General features: G+C 62.0%; 40 protein-coding genes and 1 other RNA gene. 4 read left to right on the top strand and 37 right to left on the bottom strand.

The window, feature by feature from the left end:
- Positions 1-3: 3 nt before the first annotated feature.
- The 32 genes from ACRCYW_RS09255 to ACRCYW_RS09100 form a co-directional block, all read right to left on the bottom strand.
- Positions 4-258, bottom strand: a complete 255-nt coding sequence (locus tag ACRCYW_RS09255) for a hypothetical protein (RefSeq protein WP_438549828.1) — start codon at positions 256-258, stop codon at positions 4-6.
- A gap of 108 nt (positions 259-366) precedes the next feature.
- Positions 367-1266, bottom strand: a complete 900-nt coding sequence (locus ACRCYW_RS09250) for a Mu-like prophage major head subunit gpT family protein (protein ID WP_438549827.1) — start codon at positions 1264-1266, stop codon at positions 367-369.
- 15 nt (positions 1267-1281) lie between these two features.
- On the bottom strand, positions 1282-2229 hold the full coding sequence (locus ACRCYW_RS09245) for a phage protease (RefSeq protein WP_438549826.1): 948 nt from the start codon (positions 2227-2229) through the stop codon (positions 1282-1284).
- Positions 2230-2574: 345 nt separating this feature from the next.
- Positions 2575-3381 carry a phage head morphogenesis protein gene (locus tag ACRCYW_RS09240; protein WP_438549825.1) on the bottom strand — a complete coding sequence of 269 codons (807 nt, stop codon included), beginning with the start codon at positions 3379-3381 and terminating at the stop codon, positions 2575-2577.
- Positions 3374-4945: a DUF935 domain-containing protein gene (locus ACRCYW_RS09235; protein ID WP_438549824.1), complete on the bottom strand. Its 1572-nt coding sequence runs from the start codon at positions 4943-4945 to the stop codon at positions 3374-3376. The genes ACRCYW_RS09240 and ACRCYW_RS09235 overlap by 8 nt, the downstream gene beginning before the upstream one ends.
- A complete protein-coding gene (locus ACRCYW_RS09230) occupies positions 4942-6555 on the bottom strand; it encodes a terminase large subunit domain-containing protein (RefSeq protein ID WP_438549823.1) in 1614 nt (537 codons plus the stop codon). Before ACRCYW_RS09230 ends, ACRCYW_RS09235 begins: the two co-directional genes overlap by 4 nt.
- A complete protein-coding gene (locus ACRCYW_RS09225) occupies positions 6555-7136 on the bottom strand; it encodes a DUF3486 family protein (RefSeq protein WP_438549822.1) in 582 nt (193 codons plus the stop codon). The genes ACRCYW_RS09230 and ACRCYW_RS09225 overlap by 1 nt, the downstream gene beginning before the upstream one ends.
- A 2-nt stretch (positions 7137-7138) precedes the next feature.
- Positions 7139-7270, bottom strand: coding sequence for a hypothetical protein (locus ACRCYW_RS09220; protein ID WP_438549821.1), 132 nt, complete (start codon positions 7268-7270; stop codon positions 7139-7141).
- Entirely contained in the window at positions 7267-7500 is a 234-nt protein-coding gene (locus tag ACRCYW_RS09215) for a hypothetical protein (RefSeq protein WP_438549820.1), read from the bottom strand. The genes ACRCYW_RS09220 and ACRCYW_RS09215 overlap by 4 nt, the downstream gene beginning before the upstream one ends.
- 18 nt (positions 7501-7518) lie before the next feature.
- On the bottom strand, positions 7519-7812 hold the full coding sequence (locus ACRCYW_RS09210) for a VpaChn25_0724 family phage protein (protein ID WP_438549819.1): 294 nt from the start codon (positions 7810-7812) through the stop codon (positions 7519-7521).
- Between the two features lie 11 nt (positions 7813-7823).
- Positions 7824-8147 (bottom strand): DUF2730 family protein, encoded by a 324-nt coding sequence (locus ACRCYW_RS09205; RefSeq protein WP_438549818.1) that lies wholly within the window; start codon positions 8145-8147, stop codon positions 7824-7826.
- A complete protein-coding gene (locus tag ACRCYW_RS09200) occupies positions 8137-8376 on the bottom strand; it encodes a TraR/DksA C4-type zinc finger protein (RefSeq protein ID WP_438549817.1) in 240 nt (79 codons plus the stop codon). Before ACRCYW_RS09200 ends, ACRCYW_RS09205 begins: the two co-directional genes overlap by 11 nt.
- Positions 8373-8981 (bottom strand): hypothetical protein, encoded by a 609-nt coding sequence (locus ACRCYW_RS09195; protein ID WP_438549816.1) that lies wholly within the window; start codon positions 8979-8981, stop codon positions 8373-8375. The genes ACRCYW_RS09200 and ACRCYW_RS09195 overlap by 4 nt, the downstream gene beginning before the upstream one ends.
- Positions 8969-9271, bottom strand: coding sequence for a hypothetical protein (locus ACRCYW_RS09190; protein ID WP_438549815.1), 303 nt, complete (start codon positions 9269-9271; stop codon positions 8969-8971). Before ACRCYW_RS09190 ends, ACRCYW_RS09195 begins: the two co-directional genes overlap by 13 nt.
- Before the next feature lies 1 nt (position 9272).
- Positions 9273-9854 carry a glycoside hydrolase family 108 protein gene (locus ACRCYW_RS09185; protein WP_438549814.1) on the bottom strand — a complete coding sequence of 194 codons (582 nt, stop codon included), beginning with the start codon at positions 9852-9854 and terminating at the stop codon, positions 9273-9275.
- 138 nt (positions 9855-9992) lie between these two features.
- Positions 9993-10466, bottom strand: a complete 474-nt coding sequence (locus tag ACRCYW_RS09180; protein ID WP_438549813.1) for a Mor transcription activator family protein — start codon at positions 10464-10466, stop codon at positions 9993-9995.
- Between the two features lie 88 nt (positions 10467-10554).
- Positions 10555-10986 (bottom strand): hypothetical protein, encoded by a 432-nt coding sequence (locus ACRCYW_RS09175; protein WP_438549812.1) that lies wholly within the window; start codon positions 10984-10986, stop codon positions 10555-10557.
- Position 10987: 1 nt separating this feature from the next.
- A complete protein-coding gene (locus ACRCYW_RS09170) occupies positions 10988-11620 on the bottom strand; it encodes a gp16 family protein (protein WP_438549811.1) in 633 nt (210 codons plus the stop codon).
- The gene (locus tag ACRCYW_RS09165; RefSeq protein WP_438549810.1) at positions 11613-11867 is read right to left on the bottom strand and encodes a hypothetical protein; all 255 of its coding nucleotides are present in this window, start codon (positions 11865-11867) and stop codon (positions 11613-11615) included. The genes ACRCYW_RS09170 and ACRCYW_RS09165 overlap by 8 nt, the downstream gene beginning before the upstream one ends.
- On the bottom strand, positions 11864-12112 hold the full coding sequence (locus tag ACRCYW_RS09160; protein WP_332505261.1) for a hypothetical protein: 249 nt from the start codon (positions 12110-12112) through the stop codon (positions 11864-11866). The genes ACRCYW_RS09165 and ACRCYW_RS09160 overlap by 4 nt, the downstream gene beginning before the upstream one ends.
- A gap of 268 nt (positions 12113-12380) precedes the next feature.
- Positions 12381-12446: hammerhead ribozyme type II (locus ACRCYW_RS09155), an RNA gene on the bottom strand.
- A complete protein-coding gene (locus tag ACRCYW_RS09150) occupies positions 12445-12657 on the bottom strand; it encodes a hypothetical protein (protein WP_438549809.1) in 213 nt (70 codons plus the stop codon). Before ACRCYW_RS09150 ends, ACRCYW_RS09155 begins: the two co-directional genes overlap by 2 nt.
- Positions 12658-12764: 107 nt before the next feature.
- Positions 12765-13457 carry a DUF2786 domain-containing protein gene (locus tag ACRCYW_RS09145; protein ID WP_438549808.1) on the bottom strand — a complete coding sequence of 231 codons (693 nt, stop codon included), beginning with the start codon at positions 13455-13457 and terminating at the stop codon, positions 12765-12767.
- Positions 13457-13687 carry an ANR family transcriptional regulator gene (locus ACRCYW_RS09140; protein WP_438549807.1) on the bottom strand — a complete coding sequence of 77 codons (231 nt, stop codon included), beginning with the start codon at positions 13685-13687 and terminating at the stop codon, positions 13457-13459. Before ACRCYW_RS09140 ends, ACRCYW_RS09145 begins: the two co-directional genes overlap by 1 nt.
- 25 nt (positions 13688-13712) lie before the next feature.
- A complete protein-coding gene (locus ACRCYW_RS09135; RefSeq protein ID WP_438549806.1) occupies positions 13713-13964 on the bottom strand; it encodes a hypothetical protein in 252 nt (83 codons plus the stop codon).
- The gene (locus ACRCYW_RS09130; RefSeq protein ID WP_438549805.1) at positions 13954-14202 is read right to left on the bottom strand and encodes a hypothetical protein; all 249 of its coding nucleotides are present in this window, start codon (positions 14200-14202) and stop codon (positions 13954-13956) included. Before ACRCYW_RS09130 ends, ACRCYW_RS09135 begins: the two co-directional genes overlap by 11 nt.
- Before the next feature lie 8 nt (positions 14203-14210).
- Positions 14211-14819, bottom strand: coding sequence for a DUF3164 family protein (locus ACRCYW_RS09125; RefSeq protein ID WP_438549804.1), 609 nt, complete (start codon positions 14817-14819; stop codon positions 14211-14213).
- A 15-nt stretch (positions 14820-14834) separates the two neighbouring features.
- On the bottom strand, positions 14835-15158 hold the full coding sequence (locus ACRCYW_RS09120; RefSeq protein ID WP_438549803.1) for a hypothetical protein: 324 nt from the start codon (positions 15156-15158) through the stop codon (positions 14835-14837).
- On the bottom strand, positions 15155-15376 hold the full coding sequence (locus ACRCYW_RS09115; protein WP_438549802.1) for a hypothetical protein: 222 nt from the start codon (positions 15374-15376) through the stop codon (positions 15155-15157). The genes ACRCYW_RS09120 and ACRCYW_RS09115 overlap by 4 nt, the downstream gene beginning before the upstream one ends.
- A gap of 262 nt (positions 15377-15638) precedes the next feature.
- Positions 15639-16577: an AAA family ATPase gene (locus ACRCYW_RS09110; RefSeq protein WP_438549801.1), complete on the bottom strand. Its 939-nt coding sequence runs from the start codon at positions 16575-16577 to the stop codon at positions 15639-15641.
- A 59-nt stretch (positions 16578-16636) separates the two neighbouring features.
- Positions 16637-18658, bottom strand: coding sequence for a transposase domain-containing protein (locus ACRCYW_RS09105; RefSeq protein ID WP_438549800.1), 2022 nt, complete (start codon positions 18656-18658; stop codon positions 16637-16639).
- 11 nt (positions 18659-18669) lie between these two features.
- Positions 18670-18945 carry a helix-turn-helix domain-containing protein gene (locus tag ACRCYW_RS09100; RefSeq protein ID WP_236267801.1) on the bottom strand — a complete coding sequence of 92 codons (276 nt, stop codon included), beginning with the start codon at positions 18943-18945 and terminating at the stop codon, positions 18670-18672.
- 173 nt (positions 18946-19118) lie between these two features.
- Here ACRCYW_RS09100 and ACRCYW_RS09095 point away from each other — a divergent pair, with 173 nt between their 5' ends.
- Both ACRCYW_RS09095 and ACRCYW_RS09090 read left to right on the top strand, forming a co-directional pair.
- Positions 19119-19964 (top strand): helix-turn-helix domain-containing protein, encoded by an 846-nt coding sequence (locus ACRCYW_RS09095; RefSeq protein WP_438549799.1) that lies wholly within the window; start codon positions 19119-19121, stop codon positions 19962-19964.
- A gap of 14 nt (positions 19965-19978) precedes the next feature.
- Entirely contained in the window at positions 19979-20290 is a 312-nt protein-coding gene (locus ACRCYW_RS09090; protein WP_438549798.1) for a phage head morphogenesis protein, read from the top strand.
- A 214-nt stretch (positions 20291-20504) separates the two neighbouring features.
- Here the strand turns inward: ACRCYW_RS09090 and ACRCYW_RS09085 are convergent, their stop codons facing one another.
- Positions 20505-21293: a DMT family transporter gene (locus ACRCYW_RS09085; RefSeq protein ID WP_438549797.1), complete on the bottom strand. Its 789-nt coding sequence runs from the start codon at positions 21291-21293 to the stop codon at positions 20505-20507.
- 62 nt (positions 21294-21355) lie between these two features.
- Here ACRCYW_RS09085 and ACRCYW_RS09080 point away from each other — a divergent pair, with 62 nt between their 5' ends.
- Both ACRCYW_RS09080 and ACRCYW_RS09075 read left to right on the top strand, forming a co-directional pair.
- A complete protein-coding gene (locus tag ACRCYW_RS09080) occupies positions 21356-22006 on the top strand; it encodes a tellurite resistance TerB family protein (RefSeq protein ID WP_438549796.1) in 651 nt (216 codons plus the stop codon).
- A gap of 142 nt (positions 22007-22148) precedes the next feature.
- Positions 22149-22607: a GNAT family N-acetyltransferase gene (locus ACRCYW_RS09075; RefSeq protein ID WP_438549795.1), complete on the top strand. Its 459-nt coding sequence runs from the start codon at positions 22149-22151 to the stop codon at positions 22605-22607.
- A gap of 74 nt (positions 22608-22681) precedes the next feature.
- Here the strand turns inward: ACRCYW_RS09075 and ACRCYW_RS09070 are convergent, their stop codons facing one another.
- From ACRCYW_RS09070 to ACRCYW_RS09055, 4 genes are read right to left on the bottom strand one after another with little or no spacing between them, the layout of a single operon-like run.
- Positions 22682-23389 (bottom strand): hypothetical protein, encoded by a 708-nt coding sequence (locus ACRCYW_RS09070; protein ID WP_438549794.1) that lies wholly within the window; start codon positions 23387-23389, stop codon positions 22682-22684.
- Positions 23374-23892: an RNA polymerase sigma factor gene (locus ACRCYW_RS09065; RefSeq protein WP_438549793.1), complete on the bottom strand. Its 519-nt coding sequence runs from the start codon at positions 23890-23892 to the stop codon at positions 23374-23376. The genes ACRCYW_RS09070 and ACRCYW_RS09065 overlap by 16 nt, the downstream gene beginning before the upstream one ends.
- A 7-nt stretch (positions 23893-23899) precedes the next feature.
- The gene (locus ACRCYW_RS09060) at positions 23900-24319 is read right to left on the bottom strand and encodes a COG4315 family predicted lipoprotein (protein WP_438549792.1); all 420 of its coding nucleotides are present in this window, start codon (positions 24317-24319) and stop codon (positions 23900-23902) included.
- A 15-nt stretch (positions 24320-24334) separates the two neighbouring features.
- Entirely contained in the window at positions 24335-25150 is an 816-nt protein-coding gene (locus ACRCYW_RS09055; protein ID WP_438549791.1) for a substrate-binding domain-containing protein, read from the bottom strand.
- Between the last annotated feature and the right edge of the window lie 62 nt (positions 25151-25212).

Below are 25212 nucleotides of genomic sequence, written 5' to 3'. Positions count from 1 at the left end.
GGGTTATCCCTCCACCACAACCAGCGGACCGCCAGGCTGGCCAAGAGCACGGGCATAGATGTTCTGGGCCGGGTTAAAGCTCCAACTCACAGACTTGTCTCGCTCCAGCGTCAAGCCCACCATCTCGGTGGGAGCTGGCAATGCGGCGGCGGCGCGGTAGATGACGAGCTGGCCGGTCTGGTTCTCCATGGTGCCGCTGACGGCGCTAGAGACCAGAGTCCAGGCATCCGCGCTGAGGGTCTTGGTACTGGTGGCCATGCTGCGCTCCTGGTAATGGCCTGGGCTTCGACGCTTGGAAGCTCCACCCAGGCCGGGTGAATGAATGCCTGGGCTTCATCGCCATGAAGCTCTGCCCAGGCCTGGGGGTTACACGATGTAGGGGCTGACCACCAACTTGACGCGCTGGTAGTTGATGTTGGTGCCACCGTTATCGAGCAACTGGCGGTTGAGGATCTTCTCGGCCGCGGCCCGGTTGGCCGGGCCCACGACCAGCACGCGGCCCATGGTGCCGATGGGAGTACCATCCGCCTTCTTCATGGTGGCCAGGCGGTCGAACGCGGCTTCGAAGTTGGCCTCGGAGAGTGCGGCCTTGGAGCCGATGGCGGTCTGCGGGAAGCCGAAGCCATAGCCGTGACGGCCGTCCACCCCCTGGGCAACCATGTTGTTGAACCAGGCGTATTCGCTGGTCGCCCCGATAAACTCGAGGGCGAGCGGGCGCCGTTCCTGGAAGATGATCGGTTTGAGGATCTGCATGTCATCGACCAGGAACCAGGGCGAGCCGGTATCGGTGAGCGGATCGCCGATAACGTTGGAGAAGACGGTGGCCGGCGTCGATTCGACCGGGTGGTCGGTATCGAAGAAGTTCTGACCGTCATAGCAGAGGGTGGTGAAACCGGCGGCCAGCAGGGCGAACGAGTTCTTATCCGGGAACAGACCGGTTTCACGACCCCAGGCGCGGGCCAGGATGGAGTACTTGCCGATCTTGTCGTCTTCCAGATCTTCACGCTTGATCTTGATGGACGCTTCGTAGGTCTTGTTGAGGATGGCGTAGCCGTGGGAACCCAGCTCCTTGAGCATGCGGGGGCCGGTCCATTCCACAATGCCAGGCAGGTCCTTGAGCCAGCCATAGAGTTCGCTGGAACCAGAGCTGGGAACTCGGGTGGCGACAGCATCCCACTGCGGGGTAACGGTGTTGAGACCTTCGACAAAGGCGGCGTTGGAGCCGACGGTCAGGGCTTCGATAATCTGCGCTTCAGTAAAAGCCATGGTCAGACTCTCCGATTAGTAGGTGGGCTTATGTTGGCGGTTGGCCAACCAGGTTTCGGGTTTGACGCCCATGGCACGGCACAGCGCCAGCTCGTCTTTGCTGAGCTCACCCTGTTGCTGCTCTTTGCCCTTGACCTTGCTGGCATCGGCAATGACCGGGGCGCTGGCCACGAAGGCGTTGAACTTCTCTACCCCGCCTTCCTGGCGGCACATGCCCAGGAACATCTCTTTGTTGGCCGGGGCGATCTTGCCGTCGTTGATGGCGGCATCCACCAGGGCGGTCAGCTTGGCGTCATCGGTCTCTTTGACCTTGGCTTCGGCGGCGAGGGCCCGATTGAGCGCCAGCTCATGGGTCTCTTTGGGGACGAACTTGGTCAGGTCCGGGCCGACATTGGCACGGTTCAGGGCCAGTTGATGTTCGGCCTTGAGGGTATTGATGGCGTTGAGCGCGGCGGCGGTTTCCGCATCAGCGCCCAGACCCAGCGCCTGGGTCAGTTCGACGGGCAACGGCATGGTGTTTTCCTCACGGTTCAGTGCAGGGAGTTGATCAAGGTTGGGTTCATTGGTGAGGCCGACACTGGCGATGGCTCGCACGGTGCCGTCCTCTTCATAGAGAAACGCCGGGGAGTAGAAGGCATATTCCTTCTTCTCCAGCATCTCGCGTCCTTCGCTGTTCCAGTCCACCATCCCCCACACTTCGCCGGCGATGTTCTGCAGGGCCAGGATCCAGCCAACGGCTGGGGCCTTCTCGCCCTTCGGGCCTTTGATGTGGGTGGCGTGCTCAACGTCGAACGGGCGCTTCTTGGTGAACGAGGCCACCACGGCATCCGGGTTGCTGTTGTTCCAGGTACGCCCATCGTTGCCACTGAATACCCCAGGCGGGATAAGCGGTAGCCAGACCTTTTCATCACGGACTTGCTGACGTGACAGGTCAAAGCAGAGGGCTAGATAGGTCTTGGGCATCACTCGCTCCGTCACATAACAACCTCCCGCCAGGTGGCTGAGTGGGTTGAATGAAGTTGTTGGGACGAATCGATGATGAAGGGGCTGGGCTGCTCGGGTGTAATGACGGTTTTCGCTTTGAACCAGGGGAGATCTGGAGGAAGTGATCGCCGGGGATGGGGAGGCGATGTTCTGAACAGGGGAATGATGACCGGGCATCAACAGGGTACACGGCATTCTGCAGGACGGATAGCGCGGCATGAAATGGCAGCCATCGCCGCCACCTCACACCATCTTTAAACCCCCTTTAAATCGCGCCAGATTGAGCGCTAGCCATTTCACGCATACGCTGGCAGCCTAAAACGCTCACAGAGGCGCTGAGAGCGTCTGGTGCAGGGTTTGCTCCTTGGCTGCCAAGTCGGCCTGCAGGGCCTGCGGACGACTCTTGCCGGGGTTGTAGTTCCAGCCTGGCTCGATCCCCTTGGGGATCACCTCCACTTCACCGGTCCGCTTGTTCACCCATTCGCTGGTGCCGTTGTCCGGGGCCGTGGTGATCGCCGTGCCGCTGGCCACCATCTTGTCACGCTCGTACTTCGAGACCTGCCTCACCCCGCAGTGACAACCCCAGCCGTTGGGCCCCATGTGACTGTTCCACCAGGGATCATCTACCGGCAAGGTAACGCCCTGCCAGCTGACATGCAGGGCCCGGTGCTCCTTGGCCGGCCCGATGGTGTAAACCAGATAGGGCATGGCCCGCTTGGTGCGCTCGATGCGCTGCCACTGGCCGGCGGCCCGGGCGGTGCGCATGTTGGTGCTGTAGATGGTCTTGATGCGCCCCTCGCTGCCGAGCTGTACCTGCTTGGTCTCGCCGGTGGCGGGGTCGTCCATGGTCTGAATGCCCCACCACCCTGACTTGACCAACAGCGGTTTGATGGTCGCGGCGAATTGCTGATAGGTCTGCCCCTCAGCCAGCGCCTGTTCAACCAGCTGCCGCACCTCGACCAGCAGATCGGCGTTGAGCATCTTGGCCACGGTGAAGGCGTTGGCCTGCTCTTCCTTCCAGACGTCGCGGTAGTCGAACCCGGGCTGAATGCCCTTGGCCTTGAACCAGTCCAGCGCCGCCTGGGGGGGAAAGTCGGTGGTCTTGACCTCAGCCTGCTTTTTGTCAGCCATCCTGGGCATCTCCCAGGCCACGGGTACGGAACATGTAATCGGCCATCTGCTGTACGAACGCCTCGGGCGCCAGCTGCTCCTGCAGGGCCAGCAGCCCGGCGTTGAACTCGTCAAAGCTGGCGGAGGTGGTGGCCAGCTCGATGATCGGGTTCATGAACTCCTCGCCGCCCAGCTCCACCCAGTCGCTCATGGCCTCGTCGGTCAGTTCGGTGATGATGGCCTCGCTGGATTGTTGAATGCGGTTGATGGCCAGGCGCTTGGCGGCGGCCTTCCGATTCAGGGCAACAGGCTGCAAGGCTTGCATCTCCATGGCGCTGATGGGCTGCAGCACGGCGTCATCATCATCAGGGGCAGCCAGCCCGAACTTGTCACGCAAGGCCCCTTCGCTGACACGCAGCCCGCGATCGATCAGCGGGGTGATGCTCTCGACCAGCAGCTTGAGATCTTCCGGCTCCGGTACCCGGATGCAGACGCGGGGATAAGCGGCCTGCACCCCCCAGTTGAGGATGATAAACGGCTTGACCAGGTACTCGTTGATGGTGGCTTCCAGCTGACGGGCATCCCACTTGGCGATGTCCAGGCGCACCTCGTCATGCACTTCGGCCTGGGCCCGGCTGCTGCCATCGTCGGTGGTCATGGTCTGGCCCAGCACCGCCTTGCTGGTCTGCTCGTCGCACCAGCGCGCCATGTTCTCGAACAGGGTATTGCCGCCGTTGCCCTTCGCCGTCTCGACCAGCTCGATCTTCATGCTCTCGGGTATCACCGCGCCAGCGTCGGAGGCGATGCTGCCGATGGCATGCTTGAGGGTATCGATCTGTTCGGGGGTGGCATTGGTGCCGTACTTACCCACCCGGATGGGGATGCCAAACACTTCGGCAAACGCCCACCAGTCGCGGATGGTGAAGCTCTTGAGCATGTACATCACGGCGCAGAGTCGGGTCAGGCCGTTACGCCAGATGCTGCCTGACTTGGTGCGCGGCAGATGGACGATGAACTTGTAGGGCTCCAGGGGGGCGCCCTGGGGAGCATCGTCGCTGATGAGCAGGATCTCGCTCAGGGTCTCGGGGTCCGGGCGCAGGTAACGGGGATCGACCCAGGTGTAATCCTTCGGCATCCAGGGACGCTGGGTGGTGTCCCAGAGGATCTGGCACACCCCCATGCCCTTGCCCAGACCATCGAGCAGGTCGAAGAACAGCTCGGGGATCTGGTCACCGGTCATCAGCTTGCGCACCTCGTCGGCCAGACGCAGGTCTTCGGCTTCTTCGCTGGCCGCCTCGACGCTGGGGGGCAATGCTGCCACCGCCAGCTTGCGGGTGCGCAGCACGCTGGCGTAGTGCAGATCCCGCTCTTCAATCTCTTCGGCCAGGGTCATGTAGTCCTGGGGGTTGTTGCCATCCACGACCGAACGCAGCAGGCCCGCCAACCGATGGGGGGTGATGGTACTGGCCACACTGGCCGGGCGCGGGTTGCGTACTCCGGTGACATAGGCCTTGGCGATATCTTCGCTCAGGGTTGGCACATCGGGTTTGATGGGGTTGCCCCCGGCATCGAGAATGCTGGTCACAGTGAGACTCCTCGGCCACGCAGGGCCTTCATATTCGTTTGCAAGTCAGCGATTCGGTTTCGCTCGTTTACATCAGTGATATATGCAGCAGGATCGGGGTGACGGTTACCGATGGTGTGCAGGGCGTACTCGACGTTCTCGGCGCGGCTGGCCAGGTAAGCGAGGAAGATGGCCACCGCCGAGTCGCCGTGACGCTTGTTGCCATCGCTGCCCTGGGTGCGGCTGTCGTCGATGCCGGGGGTGCCCCGGTAGATCTGGATCTGTCCCAGGTCGGTGATGATGTCTTCGTGCTTGGGCAGCTCCAGCTCGTCATCTTCAAACGCCGCCTTGAAACGCGGCATGTTGTCGCGGTAGAAGCCGACCGACAGCATCACCTGTACCACCTCCTGCCCATAGCGATAGGCGGCCTGCTCGGCCAGGTACTGGCCATTGCCACGGGCATCGAGCCAGATCCCATCCCGCCGTGGCAGCCGATCGCAGACGAAGTAGAGGACCTGCTCCTGCTGCTTGAACGGCACGTTCTTGAGCTCGACCAGGAACGGCACCCGGCGACGGGTATTGGGCAGCACCTGGATCGGGGCGAAATCGGTAAGGTCACCCGAGCGGGCGAAGTCTTCGCCCAGAGCATGACGCAGCGTTGGGTCCAGCTTCTCCAGTTCGTGAAGCACGACGGCATCCAGCCACTCCTGCATCTCGCCCTGGCGGGCGGTCTCACTGGCGGCATTGAAGGCGGCCGAGCCGGTGAAACGCAGCACCGGGCCATCGAGCCGACACGCCCGCTCGCGCAGGCCACGGGGCAGGTAGGCGCCGCCGCCGCTCTTGGGCTCGCAGAAGTATTCCTCCCTGGCATCCTCCTCGGTGGCGGTATTGCGCAGCAGCTTGCGCAACCATTCCTGTTCTGCGCCACGGCTCCACTCCTGCTTGGAGACCTGGCAGATACGCTGATAGAGCCCCTCGTTGATGGCGGTCTCTATGTCGATGCGGTGCACGCTGAACTCTTTCTTGCCGGCGCGGCTGTCCTGGATCAGGGTGTTGAACAGGTTCTCGATCCCATTGTGGGTCGAGATGATGCGCACCTTGCTGCCCCACATGGTGAGCGCCATCGCGGCCTTGAGGATGGCGGCCAGGTCCTTGTGGAATCCCCCCTCGTCGATCACCACGTTGCCCTGCATCCCCCGCAGGTTGCTGGGGTTGGATGACAGCGCCTTGATCTTGAAGCCGCTGTCGAAGTTGATGACGTAGACCAGGATGTCCTTGTCTTCGTCGGCCAGCGCCTCCTCACCCACCTCACTGGCGGCATAGTGGTAGGCGCGGGCCCACATGGCGCAGGCGTCGATAAACTCTCGGGCCATGTCCTTGGTGGTGCCGACATAGAAGGTATCGCAGCCGCCGGCCGCCGCCGACATCGAGCCATTGAGCGCGGCATCTGCCGCCTCTGCCCAGGTGAGCCCGGTACGGCGCGACTTCTCGGCGATTTTGAGGGTGGCGTCATCGGCGATCCAGCGCTTCTGATAGGGCAGCAGCACCTCGGCAGGATTGAACTGGCCGCCGATGATGGCGGCCGCGGACTGGTTGCGCAGGGCGTTTTCAGTTTGGGTGAGGTGGTTCATCACGCTATCCCCAGGATCTGGCGCCGGATATCGGCAGCGGTCTCAGCCGTCAGCCCGGCCTGCTTCACTATCTTCTCGGCCTTGTCGGCTACCTCGGCGGCGAACGCGGCGCGGATCTCCTTCTCGACCTTGTGGCTGGTCATGGCGGCTTGCTCCACCCGCTGGATCACCAGGGCGAGCTGGCCCAGGGATTTGGGGTCGATCATCTTGCCCTCTTCGCCGTCGCTCGCGTCCATCATCTTCATGGAGGTCTCAAACGCCATGGTGCGCACGAACTCCTGCAGCAGCTTGCCCACCTCAGAGGTGGGGGCTTGGCCGAGCTTGGACGTCCAGACCTCGGCGGTGGCGCGTGCCTCGGCCATGCGACTACCCGCCAGCTCCATGCGCTTGAAGTAGCGGTTCAGGCCGGTGCGGCTGATCTGATCCTCCGGCGGCAAGCCGGCTTCCCGGATCAGCTGGTTTATCTCTTCCAGGATGGCCTTCTGCGACATGGAGTCAGATCGCAACATGGTCGCCAGCTGGCTGCGGATATCGTCCGGCAGCTGCTGGATCTTGCTCTTGGTGTTTTTCTTTTTGGACATGACTACCCCAGCAGCTTGTCAATGAGCGGGGCCGCACAGCCCCAGAGCGCAGAGACCGGATCGCCAACGATGGGCAGGGCCAGCAGGTAGCCCACGGCCATCATGGCGGCGATATCCAGCAGGCGGGCTTTCATGCGTGACCCAGCCGGCGCGCACGGCGGCCGGCACGCTTGGCCATGGCCTGACGCTGTGCCCGCTTGACCGACGGCAGCCCGCCATTGAAGGCGGTGTGGGAATGCTTAGCTTGCTCCCCTTTCCGGATGATGGTGTCGATAGGGGTGATGCCGGGGTCAGCTCTGGCGTTGCTCAACATGACACTCAGGCCACCCAGTACCAGCCCCACCAGGGCGCTTTTCATTTTCATCAGTAGCTCCTTCATGGCTTACTCCGGGCGCGGTTTCTTCACGCCATCCACCATCGACTTACCGGTGGCCACGTCACCCCCCCGGCCGGTCAGTTTGGCCACCAGGGTTTCGCCGACCTTCTCGACGGTGATCAGCCCCTGTTCCTCCAGCCAGCGCATGTGGGTGCGCACCTCGTCACGACTGACGCTGTGGCCAAAGGTTTCCAGGCACGAATCCAGGATCGAATCGTTGGCCTTGTAACCGGTCATCTCGCGCAGGCTGCGCAAAATCACCAGCCGCTTATCGCTGGTGATCATCTCTTTGAAGCTCATGTGCCCCCCTGTTATTTCTCGTTTAAACGCTGTTCGAGCAGCAGCCGCGCCAGGTGATTGACGGGGTGCAGCGCTTCGCGCAATGCCTTGATGTCGCCCCGCATCTCGGCCATTTCGAGGCGCAGGGAGTTCATTTCTTCCAGGGTGGGAAGGCTGTCCACCTTCTCTTCGAGGTTCGAGACGCGGCTGCTGACATCGGCCATTTTGGTTTCCACCTTGCTCAAGTCCTCGCGGCGGGCGAAGTTCTTGCTCAACCACAACATGGCGACAGTGGCCAGCACTGCCACCACGGTGGTGATGACTCCCCACCAACGCGGGATCCAGTCAAACTCCATAGCGATGTCTCCCCGCTATCTCTACACGGCACTGGCACGGCACACAGCGCACCGCGTCAGGCGAAGCACACAGTCGCGCCAGGGCGATCTGCTCCCCACAAGTCAGGCAGAAGCGGTTGCCGCGCTCGTCCTGGTCTGGTTGTTCTTTGCGGCGGGCCAGCACCTTGTTGATGGCTCGCTCGCGGTTCTCTTGTTCTTGTTGTTGGGCACGGTCAAACAGATCGGTCATTTGCCCCTCGTCAGTAGCTTGGAGACGGCGCCGGTCACGGCGGTTTGCACCTTCTGGCCGCTGCTCTTGGGATGCGGGGCGAAGCCGTCCAGGGTGCGTAGGCCGAGATAAGCCCAGGCCGGGGTGCTGAGCATGGCCACCATGCTGAGATCGGCACCGGTGCCGAAGCCGGCGACGGCCAGCCCCTCGAACGCCAGCACATAGAGCGCGGTGACATACCAGGACTGACGCGCCATCAACGGCCGGGTGTTGCGCACATAGGTGTCGGTGGCGGCATCGCCGCTGCGGATGGTTTCCTGGGTCTCGTGCTGCTCGGTCTGGCGGTCCTGCAGCTCCAGTTCCTGGCGGCGGGTCTGCTCCTTCTCCATTTCGTTCTTGAGCTTCTGCAGTTCGAGCAGCGCGGCAGGATCGGTGATGCGGCCGAGCTGTTCTTCGATGCTGGCCTGCTGCTGGGCAGCGGTGAGACCGATGCCGGAAACCTGCTCGACCATGTCGGCAACCTTGTCGGCGGTCTTGCTGCCGCCAAACATTCCGGCGATACCACGGATCAACGCGGGGCCCTGCTGCACGGCGAGCGCGGCCAGGGCGGGGATTAACGGGAGCATGGAACATCCTTATCAAAGAGAGCACGCAGGCGAGCGCAGTGCGCGGCCACCTTGTCGCTGCCAGTGGTGAGGATCTTGAAACGGTGGCGGTTGCGGGCGTCGTAGATCTCGGATGCGGTGACTGAGCTCCAGCCCTTGGCAAACTGGGATTGCATGGTGCCGTCGCGGCTATGGAGCGGCACCGTGCGATCGATGTCGCACTCGGCGATGCCCTGCTCGGCGGCCTCGCGCTCCAGCTTGAGCCGCTGCTCGCGGCCATGGTCGAAACTCCACTGCCAGTTGCGGCCCATGTCAGGCCACCTTGCGGAAATCAGGATTGGAACTGCCTTCGACTACCTGCCAGCAGGCATCAGACAGATGTGCCAAGCGGTTATGCCAGCCTTCGAAGAAGCGCCCCTGGGTGGGGTTCTTGATGAGGATGCGACCATAGAAGCGGGCACGGCGCAGCAGCAGGCGAGCCAGCACCCACTCGGGATCCATGCCGGCGATGGCGGTCTTGGTCTTGGGCCCGATGATGCAGTCGGCCTTCACCCCCATGACCTCCTGCAGCATCTTCACCGAGCTCTGCCAGCCATGCTGGACGGCGCCATCAAACACGGCCAGCGAGACGCCAGCGGGCAGCTCGGCGCAGTAGGCCTGGCGCCAGTAGTCGCGGTGATAGAGGAAGATGGCCCGTTCGAGGGTCAGGTTCTTGATGTCTTCGTTGGGGTAGGCGCGCTTGCTGATGCCGGCCTTGGTCTCACCGCCCCGATCGTTGGGGTCATTGACATAGCCCATGTTTGGGCGCAGGCCGCCCTCTTTATCCAGCACAAAGGTCACTGCATGCTGGAATGCCAGGCTATATGGCTGGGTAAATTGAATGATGTTCGACATATTCACCTCACGGTTAATAGGTCGAGTGTGCTTTTTATGAAATCCGTCGCTGTAGAGACGGACTTCATAAAAAAGTGAAATCCGTCATTACCAAAAAGCGGCCACTGGGGCCGCTTATTTCTTGATGCTTATTGCTGGCTAATAGGCTCTGCCATTACGCCGACCATGGCCATCTGCAACCGGGTCGAGACCGGTAAACATATCGCCCTGTATTTTCCGCATTTCAGAGCGGCGCATCCTGGCCAGCACGAATTGAATTTCGCGGGTGGACACCCCGAATTTACGCGACAGCTCGAACACGTTATTGCCGGTGAACTCCTTCCATATTTGAATGGAGCGCAGCACCGTGGCCAACGTCTTGCCGTTCGGCACATAGAAGGGGGCGCCGCCGAAGGTACGGCAGAACTCAGACAACATGATGAAGGCCAGCATCTTGTCGTTGCGGTGATCGTCCACAACCGCTTCGATGGTGTCGAACATGCCGCGCAACTGCTCGCTCCAGCCAGGGGCGGTGTCATCGCTCAACATGCGATAGGTCTCAGGATCGATGGCGTCCAGGTCAACGCCAATGCCAAACAGATCGATGGTCTGCTTGTCGTGTGTCTCTTTCATATCGCCTCCGAACGCCAGATAAAACAACACCCAGCATGGCTGGGTGTTGAGATCATAACCTCCCGGATCAGGGCGCCCAAGTGGCAGGCTATAGCGTGACCAGATAGTAGTCCTTCATCTTCGCATCGATACCGCACCAATCCAGACTTGCCTGCTTGGCAAATACCATCAGTTCGCGCGGTGCGTCTTCACGGAGATAGAAATGGTGGGTTTCGCCACGGTGGTCAACTGCCTTGAAGTAAAAATCGCTCTGCCAGCCAAGCTTCTCGTTGCGCCAAAACAAAGCTTCACCTTGTTCGTGCATCACCACCACCGACTTGGCTTTGAGTACGGCCGGGCAGTTGGCCGCCAGTTCTGTGAAGTTGGCTTTAACCTGTTCAGAGCGGTCAACGCCATCATTGACCCCCTGAATGCTGATATCGACCTGTTGTTTGGCGGGCATGGCCAGATAAGCCACCGCGCTACCAACTACCACGATCACGCCAAGAACTGCCCAACCAAAGCCGTTTATCTTTGCCACCTCAACTCTCCTTTTGCTGTAACTCGTTCACCGGCCTGCTGCCATCGATCACCATCCGGCCACCGGCTCGCCAACCCGGTGTTTCGTACACCTCCCGCACCAGGTCATAGCCCGGCAGGGCATCGAGCCGGTGTGAGTTGCTGACCGGCATAATATCACCCCGGCTCAGGATGGCATCGGTCATCAACCGGATATGCCACTTCTTCAGCGCTTCCAGTACCCGCTCAGCCTGGGCAGAGGTCAGCCATTCGGCACGGTTGATGCCGGCGCCGCCGTTGCTGTTGGCGGTCATCCGCTTGATGAAGCTGCCGAGCGCATCCTCAGATCCATCTCGCAGCAGGCCATCCTGCGCCATGGTGATCCAGATGGCCCGCAGCTTGCGCCCCTCGGGGGCCTGCACCTTGGCAGAACTGGGCGGCGAGAAGCGCTTGCCGGCGGCCGGCGATTTGGCCTTGACCTTGAAGCCGGCGGCCTTCATGGCGGTGACCACTGCTTCGAGCTGGGCAGGCTTAAGCCCCTTGGCAGAACGGGCGCCGGTCACTGACTCCAGCAGGGTGCGGTAATCCTCATCATCCAGGCCCAGCTCGCGGCGGCCGACGTGCACCAGCTGCAGCAGGCGTTTGCTATCACTCATCGTCTTGCTCCTCATCTGCCTCGCTCCCTGAGAGCGCGGCGACATAAATTTTGTTGGTCTTCGGCGGCTTTCCCTCGCGCCAACGGGGCACGGTGCGGTCCAGCCAGTCCATGGCTTTCTGGTCAGCTTCGGCCTTGGCCTCCTTCACGGCGGCCCGGCTCATCCCCTTGTGCTGGCGGGTGACCATGCCGGGCATATTGGCCTTGACATAATCCACCTGGCGGCGTTGATAGGCGGTCAACTTCATGCGGCTTTTCCTTCTCGGCGCTTGACGGCGATCTCCCCCTCGCAGGCCTTGCAATAGTGCTGCAGACCGTCTGGAGCGGTGGGATGATGCCTGGCCGACCAGAAGGCCGTGTCTTGCGGCCAGTATTCGTTGCAGCCAGAACAGAGCTTCTCCAACCCCATCTCGGGATCGAGCCGCGCCTTGCCAGAGGCCAGCCGCTTCTCCAGCAGGCCGGGCTTCATCAGTGGGGTATATTCACCGTGCATGGCGTTGCCCTCTGTTCGTACTGCTGGTGTAATTCGGCCCGCAGCTCTTCTTCATAGCGCCTGGCTTCTGCCGCCAGCGCCATGGCCCCCTGTTCAGTCGCTCGTGCCGCGAAGGTCGCGTACCGTCGCATGGCCATGAGCTTGGCGATGTAGCTGGTCGCGGTACACGCGAGGCCACATAGCCTGGATAACTCGATACTCAACTCACCGTTTGTCATTCTCAATTCCTTGTCTGTTGTCAGAAGCTGGAACGGTCATGACCGGGCCCGGTCGGCTGCTCATCAGTGCCTGGCCACCACGCCAGGCAGACGGGGGAACGGCCCCCGTTTCGCTTATTGGGTAAGGCGCTTGCGCGCCTTGTTGACGATGGTGGTCAGCATGGCCAGGCGGGAGCGGTGCTTCGCGGCTTGGCCGTACTGGTTGATGAAGTCGATGGCCAGTTGTGCATCGGCCAGGGCCTGCTGCGGGTTGCTTTGCAGTTGGCACTCCAGGGAGCTTTTGCCATCGGCCACGCTGGTGTTGAGCAGGTATTTCACGTTCGACATGTCGGTCACTCCCTATTGCAAGATTTCGTAAACCGCCCAGGCGGCAGCCGGGATCAGCAGCGCCCAATAGAGCGCCGCCGCCAGATAGAAGGTCCGGGGTTTGATGCTCATGCTGCCCCCAACTTGGCTTGTTCCTGGCCACCGACACCGGCATTCAGCTCCACCTCTTTCGCCGCTATCCATCCCAGTAGAGAGGCGGACTGATCGCGCTTGGTGGCCTTGGCGGCGCGGGACTCACCGGCGCTCAGGTTCGGGTGATGTTTTTCGATGTACTGGGCAACCAGCTGACTCTCCTGCTCGCTGGGCACCAGGGCGGAGATCTTGTGATACACCCCGTTGCACCAGCCCTCGCAGAACAGATCCGCGCGAGCCGTTTTGGTGCTGGTCTTCATGCGCTTGCTCAGGCTGCTGATGTACTCGGCCCTGGCTGCCTTGAGCTGGCGAGCCAGCACGGTGTAGACGTAGCCGGCGATCTCCACCCGCTCCGCTGGGCCGATGAACATCACCTCGGCGGTGTTGCGCCCCCATGCCATCTCATGGCACATGATCGCCTCGACCCCGAACGCTTGGCGCACCAGACTGACCAGCAACAGACTCCATTTAGGCTGGCGCTCGCTGTTGTTGGCGGCCTTCACCTTGCTGGCGTCGATGCCGCTCAGGGCGACGTCTTCGCTGGAGAGCTGATGCTCGGCCATCAGCGCCTGCACCTTCTTCATCGCGTTGGCGGATTCGTGCGGGTTGCCGCGCTCCACCATGGCCATCAGCTTCTTGATCTTGGCCAGAATGCGCTTGTCGCTCATCACGCCTCCCGCTTGCCGAAACGGTGGATGCAGGTCATGCACAGGTCGACGCGGGTCTGGGCCCAGTGCTGGTTGATGACGTTCTTGGCAGCCTTCTTGGCCATCACCCACAGGTCCAGGGCTGGGATATAGCGGCCCTCGCGTTCCAGTTCGGCGGCGCGGGTGGCCATGGCCATGTAACCATTCGGGTTACGGGCGATCTCGTCGCCCTTCAAAGCCGGATTACTCATGGTGTTGCTCCTGTTTAAATGCGGTTCAGTGCTTGTCGTAAACGGTGACGATTGAGCCTTTTTTCACGATGAAATAGGCGTGGTCACATTCGAGGATCCGGCGCGGGCTCCATCCCGCCTCGCGCTGCCGGATCCGCCGCAGCTGTCGTTTGCTTGGGCGCCAAGCCCGTGACAGGGCGCCCAGCATGTCCAGTTCGCTGCGGCCGGTACGCTCAACCCAACGCTCGAAGGCGTGGCGTGTGAGGTACAGCGGGCCATAACGGGTTTCAAACTCCATCGTCTATCCCGACAAGCCCCAGGCCTTCGGTCATGATGGCCAGTTCCTCTTCGGTGACGGGCCATTCGGTTGGGTTGTAGGGCGGGTTATCGAGCAACCCGCACATCCACCCCAGGGCATCCCGCACACCTTGCTCATAGGAGCCATCTTCAAACTGGGTGCCCTCGTCTTCGCTCTGGTCTGCCAGCAACTGGGCCAGAGCCAACTGCTTGATCACTTCGGGGGTCAGGTTCAACACGGCGCACCTCACAACTTCGACCAGTCGATGACGATGGCCTTGTAGCCGCCGGTGCAGGTCTTCTCGTAGAACCGGATGTACTCGGCTTTGCCGACCACGGTGATGGCGTCGGCGATGGCCTGCATGGCTTCCTTCCACTCCACATCCTGGATCTCGAGCTTGCGCAGGGAGAGCACCTGGTTGACGTCCACATGGCCGCCCTTGTTGACGCGGAAGGCGTGATCCACCAGGGCGCGGATCTCGCTGCTGCTGCCTTCGCTCCAGCGGCCGATGCAGCCGTCGATCAGGGCCTTGGCGGTCTGCAGGCGCTCGTCAAACTTGCGGTGCTCGCCGATGGCCCGCACCACCTGGAAGCGGCCGTCAAAGCTGGTTAGGGTGACGTTGCCCTTGGCGCCGCCGTACTGCACGCCGTACTCGGCGGCCGACAGATCCATGAAGGCTTCGATCTCCAGTGCGATGCTGGCCTTGCGAGCCAGCAGGCGCAGCTTCTCTTCGAGCGCGTCGTTGCACAGGCGGGTCACCAGGTCATCGCGCAGCAGGTCGATCTGGGCAATCAGGGACTCCGGTACGAAGTGGCCCAGGGCGTTCTTGCGCATTTGTTCGGTTTGGTTGGTCATTGCTGTGTGCTCCTGTTAAGCCGGAAAGCCGGCGGCGCGGTGGTGCAGGTACTCGACCGCGGTCATGTTGCCGGTCAGTTCGAAGTCGTCTTGCGGCAGGTCTTCGTGCCAGTGGATAACGCAGCCGCCGAGGCGGGCGGCGAAGGCGCGGCGGCGCAAGCCGTTGACCTGCTCTTTCAGCTCGATGGCTCCCTGTTTCAGCTCGGGGCTGGGATAGGCGATCTCGATCATGGGGCGCACCTGGGCGGCCTTGACGGTCAACACCTGGCAGCCGGATTTGCGCAGTTCTGCCATCACTCGCTGGGCGATCACGCCGATGCTATTGGTTCGAATGTTCATGCTTGTTCTCCTTGTTGTTCCTGTTTCAGCGGCGCCCAGATGAGGTGCAACCGGTCTTCGTCATAGCTCTGTGCCCATCCCTTCTCGCACTGGATCACCACCTCGCCATCACTGCGGCTCACCTCGCGGCCCTTGCGGCCGTTCAGCAGGTGGACGTGGGTCCAGGCTTGGGCGGTTGGGACGCCGTAGAAGGTCGTCTCCTGGGGTTTGGCTTCCATCAATTCCCCCCCTGAGCCGCTGCTGGTTGAGCTGCTTTCAAGTCACCACCGCAGAATGGGCAGTAGTTAAAAATCAGGCCGCTTTTGAATTCCCCACTGCGCACCCCATACATCGTTCTCATCTCCCTTGATGGGCTGTTCATAAGGACGGAATGCCACTCAAAAACACCGCCCCCCTTCCTTGCTGCGATATTCCCTTGGCTGGCTTTTGCCAGAAATTCGCAAGGGATCACGCGCATCCCCTCTACTCGACAAATCTCCATCACTCCCCCTCCAGCTCGTTGTAGGCATGCAGCAGGATCTGCTCGGTCAGCGGTTCACCGCCCGAGTACATCACCGCCAGTTTCAGGGTCTTGCTCACCAGCCGCAGGGCGCCGGGGCGCTCGCTGATCCGCAGCAGCAGATCGCGCTCGGCAGTGCCGGTGATGTTCCAGGCATTGGCCACCGCCAGCACATCGGCCTTCTTGGCCTTGGTCAGGGCGCGTTTTTTGGCGACGCGGGAGTAAAGGCGGGCGAAGTCTTCGCTGCGCTGGCCGCCGGTGAGCTGGGTGTACACCCGGCTGTTGCCGACCAGCACCATGCCGACCTCGACTTCTTCCACCAGGATGCGCAGCTCCTCCAGGGTGGCGCGGTCCAGGTGGTCGGCTTCATCCACCACGATCAGGCCCTTGGTGTTGCGCAGCCGGCGGCGCAGGGCGCGGGCCAGCGGGCCACGCAGGCGGGGGGCGTTCTCCATCCCCAGCTCCATGGCCAGTTCATACAGGCACTCAGTCATGGTGGAGCGGGATGGCGAGGTGGTGATCACCCAGACGTTGTTGCTCAGGCGCTGGAACTCGCGCAGGGCGGTGGTCTTGCCCACACCCGAGGCGCCGTGGTTGATGACGATGCTCTGGGTGGCCAGCGCATAGGACATATCCGCCATGATCTGCTTGGCGGTCTCGGTCATCACAAAGCCGGGATCGCGGGGGGCATCGGCACGCTGGTCGCGGGCGGTCAGCCAGTTGGCCAGCTTCTGCACCATGGCGCTGGGGTCGGCCTTGTACTTGTCGTTCAGCAGCTGGTTGACTGTGGTCGGGGAGATCCCCACTTCTGCAGCAACCTGCGCCTGAGTGACCACGCTCTGCTCCAGCAGGGCCTTGACCCGGGCGATCACGTCTGTGCCGGTGTTGCTGTTCTGGTCCAAGGTGACTACGTTTGACATGTCTGATTACTCCCTTTGGGCGGCCCGCAAGGCCGCTTTTTTCTTGGTTTAAAGGCCGGTTAAATCCGGTTTTTCTGTTGTGCGGCCAGGGCTAATGCGGCGGCTGCTTGGAAGCGCGCCTCGTAGTCGATGACCGGAGCGGATTCGGTATTGGTTTGGGTGGCGACCAGCGGCGCGGGCTGCATGGCCAACGCGGCATTGCCGAGGCTGACCGGACGCACCATCTCCACCACCTTGGTTTCGGGTGCTTCTTCGTCCGTGATGCTGGGCAGCAGGGCGGCCGCTTCGAGCGCAGACATGCCTTGCTGGGCCAGTGCCGCCGCCTTGTTGGCCTTGACGAACTGGGTGCGCTTGCGCTTGTGCTCGCGGGCCTGCTGGGTATCGCCGAAGGCGACCTTCTCCAGGCAATCCGCTTCGCAGATGTGCAGGCCGGTGAGGGTGGTGACGATCACCGCTTCGTGCAGGCGCTGCGGGTCGAACCTGGCCACCACCTTCTGCCCGGCGTACTCGGCCAGATCGCTGTGGTAGTAGCGGTTGCTGCGGCTGGCGATGGCACCGCCCGATTCCAGCTTGATGGTGCCGTGCTGGCTGACACGGGTCGCCTCTGCCTGCAGCATCATCATCATCAGTTGCTCGCGGCTGGCCTTGCGCACGGTGGCCTGGGCATAGCTCTGCTCGAAGGCCTGGTCAAAGCTCATGACGCCCCGGCAGGCTTCGGTCTGGCGTCCCAGCTTGGCGTTGTACTGAGCGACCCCTTCGGCCACGAGGCGCAGGAACTCGGCCGCATCCACTGCCCGCTCACCATAATTGTCCGGCTTGGCCATGGGGTTGGGGCCGGTGTAGCAGCCTTTCAGGGCTGTTGTTTTGTCGATGAACTCTTCCAGGCCGCCATTACCGAAGGCACGCTCGATCGGCTTGGCCTGACCGTGCCCCTTGCCCAGCAGCACGCTGGACCAGTGCAGCTTGATGCCCAGCTGCGGGATCAGGCCGAGGGGGTCGTCTGGCTTGACCTTGAAGCGGTAGCGGTTCGGCACGCCCCCGGTCATCCATTTGTTGGCGGCGGCGCGGGTGTTATCGATGGTGATCTCGCGCGGGATGCCGTACTTGCTGCACACGTCCATCAGGGACAGGCGGATGCTGTCGGTGTTCTCGCTGATGTCGGTGCGCCAGCCCACGATCTTGCGGCTGTAGATGTCTTGCCAGAACCAGGTCTTGGGACGGATCACCTCGCCGTTGAACCAGCGCACGAAGACGTTGTGCAGGTAGCCGTCACCGTTGATCCACTCCATGGCGTCCAGCCCTTCGATGGTGCGCTCCTGCGGCGGGTAGAGCTGCATCAGCGCGTGCTCGCCCTGGCGCAGCATCACCTGCTGTGGCTTGGGCACTTCCAGCTCCAGGCGGCGCATCAGGCTGCTAAGGCTGGGCACGGCCCAGGCTTGATCGCGGGCGGCCAGCTTCAACCGCTCATAACAGACCGAGGCGTTAGGCTGCTCGCGGCGCAGGTAGTCTGCCTTGAAGAACTCCCAGGCTTGATCGCTCACCGGCGCCAGGCGATCGGCACGGCTCTCGGTGGCGGCTTGCTGCTGCTTGGGCACCAGCACGGCCAGCCAGTCGCTATCCTCGAAGCCTTTCACCGCGGCGCAGTAGCGACGCAGGGTCGGCAGGGCGATAGCGAACTCGGCGGCGATATGCTGGTAGGCCTCCATCAACGAGCTGCCGTTGGCTACCAGGGCGTGCACAGCCTGCACCGCTTTCAGGCGGTCCTTGGCCTTGTCGTGCGCCTTGGTGTTGGCCTTGCTCCAGTTGGCCCACAGCTGCTCTTTGCAGTAGCGCGGCGCCTGCGGTTTCGGCAGATCCAGCGTCATCCCACCGACCACGACCTTGCCAGTCTTGCGCAGCAGGGCGGCTTGGACGGCCGGGGGTAGGATGCTGATGTGATATTCAGTGGCTTTGCTGCCATCACGCTGGCGGGCTTTCTCCTGATCGGAGGAGGCCAGATCCTTCATGATGTTTCTAATTTGGCGATCTGTTGTTGGCATGCCTGGTGTGCCTGCCAGCTCAGATGAGGTGAACCACTCCATCGCGATGCTCCTCAACTGGCCTGTTGCAGGTTTTGATAACGGCTCGGCCAGATGTCTTGCGGCTCAAGACCGAGAGCACCGGAGATGATTTTTTCCCCTTTCGGCCAGGGCGAACGGAAGGCATTTGCCAGAGTGCTGCCAGCCAGGCCATTGGCACGGCTCAACGCGGAGATGGTGATCCCCCTTTTCTTGAGCGCGGCGACGACATCGGCACGATGCCAGTCGACATTTCCACTCCCCTCAGGCGTCTTTTTCTGCGAGACTATTTCGCTAACTTGGTAACTCATCTTTGTAACTCCGTCTGGTTACTCGTCTTATTAACCAGACTATAAAGACGAAACGGACGTGATATCAAGCGAATCGGAAATTTATTTTTCCGTTATTTCCGATTCGACTTTTCGCGATCACTCCTCAATACGCATGCAAAACCAATAAATACAATTGGTTACGGGATTCGGAAATGAGTGAACATGAATCGGAAGTGATTTCCGATTCCCATGGTGGGAATCGGAAATTGTGGGTCACTGCAAAAGAGGTAGCAGGGCTCGAAGGAATGCCGACGACAGACCGCCGCACCAGGGACATCCTGGACGAGTGGGCGGAAGGGAAGGAGGGGGCCCGGCGCAAACGTTCTGGCACCAAGGCATTCGAGTATCACATCTCAGTACTACCCAAGGCAGTGAGGGAGCAGATATCTCCGCTGCCGAACCAGGGCGGTGTGGCGATGGTGGCACCTGGTGCTGGAGCGGCCCTTGGTACTGCAGCTGGCGCCCCGATGCTTGCTACTGGTGGGATCCCATTCATTGGGGCGGCCACAGTAGTAGGTGCCGTCGCTGGTGGCCTTGGAAAAATCTTTGATAGTGATAGCCATATCTCAGAAGAATCAACAAGTTACAAAGCAAGAAAACATGATAACGCTGTTGAACTTCGCTTCTTCATTGAAGAGCCAGAGCTTTTCTTGAATGAGATGGGAGGGACCTTCCCAGTGTCCTCCAAGTGGCTGAAATGGCGAGGGTTTGAGCCAAACGATCTGGCTTTCTTTGTGCAGAACGGAGACAGCATGGAGCAGCGGATAAAGCACCGCGACACCGTCATCATCAATAGCCGCGACAACCGCCTGGCTGATGGCTCCCTCATGGTCGTTGAAGTCGATGGCGCGGCGCTCATCCGCAATGTGCAGAAGATCCCGGGCGGATGGAGCCTGAACTGCGAGAACCCGCGCTATGAGCCAATCACGCTGCCTGTCGATGCTGATGAAGCGTGCAAGGTGATTGGCCGCGTTGTGCGCATCATCAACGAAACGTGATGTTGGTGAGTGACATGGACAATAAAATTAAGAGAGCGGCCGCCCAGTGGCAGCGCATCCAGCGCACAAAACGCGCCATGCCATATCTGATCTACAATCTTGGCCCGAGCCGTGAGCCTTGTCATCCTCAGTGGGATGGTGTGCTGCTGCCCGTCGATGACCCATGGTGGAGAACGCACTTCCCGCCCAATAGCAGTGAATGCAAGTGCTGGGTGCGGCAGATTTCAAAGTATGAGTATCAGAAGATACTGGAGTCCGGCAAAGCCAAGACCAGCGCTTCTGATGATGGCATCGAGCCTGGCTGGGACTTCAACCCTGGCCTTTAAAGCCGGTTTAAAGCCAGCTTCACGAAATCGACAGTGATCAATTCACTCGCGATTTTCCGCCGCTTTCAGATCCATTGATCATTTCGTGGATCCGCCATAACGAACGCGGCCTGCAGAGTTTCGATTGCTCTACAGGCCGCGCCACTTCTGGTTTTCAGATCCCACTCATTCCCTCAAGATCCCACTTATTCCCTAACCTTCTCCAGTGATCAATTCAATAGGTCCTATACAGCCGCCATGATCCTGACTCATCGAGCCAGATCAGTCCGGCCAGGATGGCGAGGGGAGGCACCAGTAGTTGAACGCTGGCGGCCAGGGTGCGGCCGAGGTGGGGCAGCACCCCATACCAGAGGGCGTAGCCGAGGCCGGAGGCGAGTCCCCCCGAGGCCAGGGCGTAGCCAATGGCGGCCGGGCTGGCGTCGAGATGCCCCAGCAACAGGTAGATCAGGGCAGCAGGCAGGCTGGCCATCAGGAAGTGGCCCGCATTGGCGGCGAGGGCATCGCTAAAGCGCGGCCCGCGCAGGGTATAACAGGCCCAGGCTATGCCTGCGGCTATCATGAGTACGGCCCCCAGGGGATCCGGTGCCTGGATGCCGGGCAGTAGCAGGCATAACAGACCCGCCATGGCGAGCAGCAGGCCGGCCAACTGGCGAGGGGGAAGCCGTTCGCCCCGGAGCAGGGGCGGGGCCAGCATGCTGAGTTGGACGGCGGCGAACAGCAGCAAGGCCCCGGTGCCTGCGGTCAGGGTCAGGTAGGCAAAGGAGAAGGCGGCGGCGTAGGTGATGAGGCAGAGGGCGCCGCCCCAGTCCCCCTGGCGGGGCGGTGGGGGACGGCGGGCCGAGCAGAGCAGGATCAGCACCAGGGCCCCGCTAGTCAGGCGCAGCAGGGTGAACAGCGCCGGATCCATGCGCTCTTCAAACAGCGCCAGGCGACAGAGCACAGAGTTGGCGGCGAACGCCATCAGGGTCAGCAGGGTCAGCAGCAACAGGCGGGGCAGCGGCATTTATTCACCTTGAGTTCAGTGGCGGCGAACCAGCATAAAGCACTATGCAATGAGGAGGGCCTATGAAACAAATACTCGATCAACTGCTTGGCGCCGGCAAGGGCTGGCTCAACGACGGCGGTGACAGCCGCAAGGCCCAGATGAAGGGCATGGCGCAGGGCGGTCTGGCAGCCGGGGCCATGGCCTTGCTGCTTGGCAACAAGAAGGTGCGCAAGTATGGCGGCAAGGTGGCGGCGGTGGGCGGCGCGGCAGCCCTCGGCGGTCTCGCCTACAAGCTCTATCAGGATTGGCAGAGTCAGCAGGGCGGCGCGGCGCAACCTGCCCAGCCCCTCGATACCCTGCAGGGGCAGGCGCTGGATGCCCGCTCGACCCTGCTGGTGCGTGCCATGGTGGCGGCGGCCCGGGCCGACGGCCACATAGACGCGGCCGAGCGCCAGAAGATCCAGGATTATTTGACCGAGCAGGGCCAGAGCGATGCGGCGCGCTGGATTGATGCCGAGCTGGCCCGCCTGCTGGACCCCCAGGCCCTGGCGCGGGAAGTGACCGACATGGAGCAGGCCACCGAGGTCTACCTCGCCTCCCTGCTCGCCATCGAGGTGGATCACTTCATGGAGCGCGGCTATCTGGACGAGCTGGCCCGTGCCCTCAGGCTCGATGACAACCTCAAAGGCAGCATAGAGAAGCAGGTGGCCCAGCTGGGGGCGCCGAGCTGATCCGCACGTTCGTACTCGATGAAAAGGCCCCGTCATGGGGCTTTTTTATTGCCCGCTTATCCCATTAAGATGCTTCTTCCTCACCCAGGTAGTGACGAATGACGCTTTTTATATCGGAAACCGAGAGAGCAAGGAGCACCCGTTGGAGATACGCAAGGCAACCGAGCAGGATATCGACGCCATCCTCGAGCTGAACAGGCAGATAGGGCTGATCCACTTCGAGCAGGCTCCCGAGGTGTTCTGTCCGCCTTCCCCCGAGGAGCGCGACTTCTTGCTCGGCGCCATCGGTGCCGAGGGGCGACTGTTCTGCGTGGCGGTGGACGAGGGGCGGGTGCTGGGCTTTCTGACCGCCCGGATCGACATCAACGAATCAGTCCCCTTCCTCAGCAAGCTCCCCATCTGCCGCATCGGCTCCGTGGTGGTGGATGAGGGTCATCGCTCCCTCGGCATCGGCAAGGCCTTGATCGCCCACTGCGATGAGTGGGCCAGGGCCCGGGATGCAAGCCAGATCCGGCTGGAGGTGATGTCATTCAACGAGAGGGCCAAGTCGCTTTACGAGTCCCTGGGTTTTACCCGCCAGTCGGAGATCTACGCCCGATAAGTCGAGGAACAGCGCTAACAACAAGGTCCCGTGATGGGGCCTTGTTGTTGCTGACATAGGGGCTGCATTCGCGCTCAGCTCTGCGCCGGCCAGGGGCCGAGCTCGATGCAGTGGCCGCGATAGAGAGGGCGTTCGCTCCCCTTGTTCATCACCAGCAGCTCGCTGCTCTCTTTAAGCTGCTTCCACTCGGTGGGGGTCATCAGTCGGCCGGCGATCACCTCTGCCAGCGGCGCCAAGGGCACCAGCCTGGCTGATTCCCGGTCGCGCATCCAGAGCATGGCATCGGCGGGCAGACGCAGCGGGCTCGCCTGATTCTGCTGCAGGCGGATGCTGGACTGGCCCGGTTTCTTGCCCTGATAGGCGACCAGCACGAAGGGGGCTTCTTCGCCCCCAGAAGACATCATGGCCAGGTAACTTACCGGCTGGATGGAGGCGGGGGCTTGCCAGGGCAGCAGGGGTTGCAGCCACAGACCGAGCAGCAGGGAGGCGGCCATGGCGAGCGGCCACCACAGTCGCCCGGCGCGAGGTTTGGGGGAGATCCCTTGCTCTATCCTGCGCCAGGTGTTGCGGGGTAAGGGTGGCGCGGACTGGCCGTTGTGCATGATGGGGTCCAGATGCTGTTGCCACTGTTCCACCCACTGCCACCAGTCGGGGTCGCGGGCCATCAGGGCGTCGAGCCTGGCCCGGACCCGGGGGCTCTGAGTGCCCAGTACGTATTCGCCGGCGAGCCGCTCGCGCAGGACGGGGTCCCGGTAGCGTTTGGGGGTCATTGGGTCAGGCATAGCTTGAGCTCCTCCAGTCCGCGCCGGATCCACGACTTGACGGTGCCAAGCGGCGTCTGGGTGTGGCTGACGATCTCCTGATGGCTCAGCCCGTGGCGATAGGCCAGCACGATGGCGTTGCGCTTGTCGGCGGAGAGCTGCTCGAGGCAGCGCTCGAAGGAGAAGGAGGGGGGCTGGCCCCCCTCGCTGTGCCCAGCCAATCCCTCATCCCAGGGCACCTCCCCGTGGCGAGCCCTGGCCCGCAAGGCATCGATGGCGAGATTGCGCATGCACTGGCAGAGCCAGGCCCAGGGGTAATCCACGGGATAGGCGCTCTGGCCGTGCCAGATCTTCAGAAAGCCCTCCTGCAATATGTCCGCGGCCCACTGCTTGTCTTTGAGCAGGCCATAGAGCATGGCGAACAGGGGTTGGCCCGTCAGCTGGTAAAGCGCCTCGAAGGATTGCTTGTCCCTGAGCCGGCAGCGTGCCAGCAGGTGGGAGAGTTGCTGGTTGTCGATATTCACTCAGACCTCATAACTGGACACGGTGCCAGACGTTTTTCACCCCGTCACCGCTGCTCTGGCCGGGGGCCGTGTCTTTGATCCAGCGATAGAGGGGCTGACCAAGGTAGCTCCACTGGGATTGGCCGTCGTCTCGCAGGATCAGGCCAAAACCGGCATCCGCCCCCTTGCCAAGGCCCGCCTCGATCTGCTGCGCACTGGCAAGGGCGGGGGGCCATTTCTCGGCGCACTCAGCATAACAGGTTGATTTTCCTTGGGCATCCTTGTCGAAGCGGTAGAGGCTGAAGCCCTCCTTGTCGACCAGATAGGCCTTGCCGTTCTCTGTCATCCGGGCGAGGGGCAGCTGCTCGGCGCCAGGGACGGGCTGCATATCCATGGCCCAGAGGGAGCCGAGTGGCAGCAGGGTGAGGGCGATCAGGGTCTTTTTCATGGGTCTCTCCTTGGGTTAACGGGTCCAGCCATCCTGGGTGAAGAAGGGCTCCCCCTTGGGGCTGTCGATGAAGTCGATAAACTGTCGGGTGCTGGCATCTGCGCCCTGCGCCTTGGTGAGCAGCAGGCCGCGATGGATGCGCCGCTCCGGCTCGATCTCGACGAAATCGGCCTTGTCCTTGTGGTTCAGGGGCCAGTGCACCCAAGTAATCCAGGCATCGGCCTGCTGGCCGGTGAAGGCTCTCAAACTGGCGCCGCTACCCTGGGCGAAGGCGATGATGTTGCTGCGCAGCTTCTGCACATCGGCCAGGGATCCCATGCGCCCTGCGATGTCCTCCCAGAGGCCGGTGCCCGAGGTGTTGTAGTTGCCGAGCCCCTCGGTCACCACCACCTTGAGGGGGCGGTTGATCAGATCCTCCATGCCACGGATCCCGGCCGGGTTGCCCTTCTGTACCGCGATGACGCTGCGGCGCAGGTAGTGGGCGTGGGTACTCCGGGGATCCAGGAAGGGGTAGCTCTGCAGGTAGGCGGACATGGATTGCTCGGCGCCGGCGAAGATGAGATCCGCATCCTTGACGGCCCTGTCACGCCAGCTGGGTTCCGGGCCTGCGATAACCTCGACCGGGATCCCGGTCTCCTGCTGGAAAGCCGCGGCGGCGCGCTTCAATGCGCTGTCGGGCCCGCCGGGGCCATAGAGGCGGATCACGCCGTCATTGGCCTGATGAGCAGCGTCGGTCTGGGCGGCGCCTGATTGCTGGGAAAGGGTGGCGGCCTGCAGCGGCTGGATAAGGGCCGAGCAGAGCAGGGTCAGCCAGAGGGGGTGGGATTTCATCGTCTCTCCTTTATTGAGGTTCAAGCAAGAGACGACGAGGGGAGGCGATTGGATGCAGCCCC

The organism is Aeromonas sp. (assembly GCF_051657805.1).
In the GTDB taxonomy this organism is placed as follows: domain Bacteria; phylum Pseudomonadota; class Gammaproteobacteria; order Enterobacterales; family Aeromonadaceae; genus Aeromonas.
The sequence above is the reverse complement of the archived record's forward strand: the minus strand, read 5'-3'. Positions and strand labels throughout refer to the sequence as shown.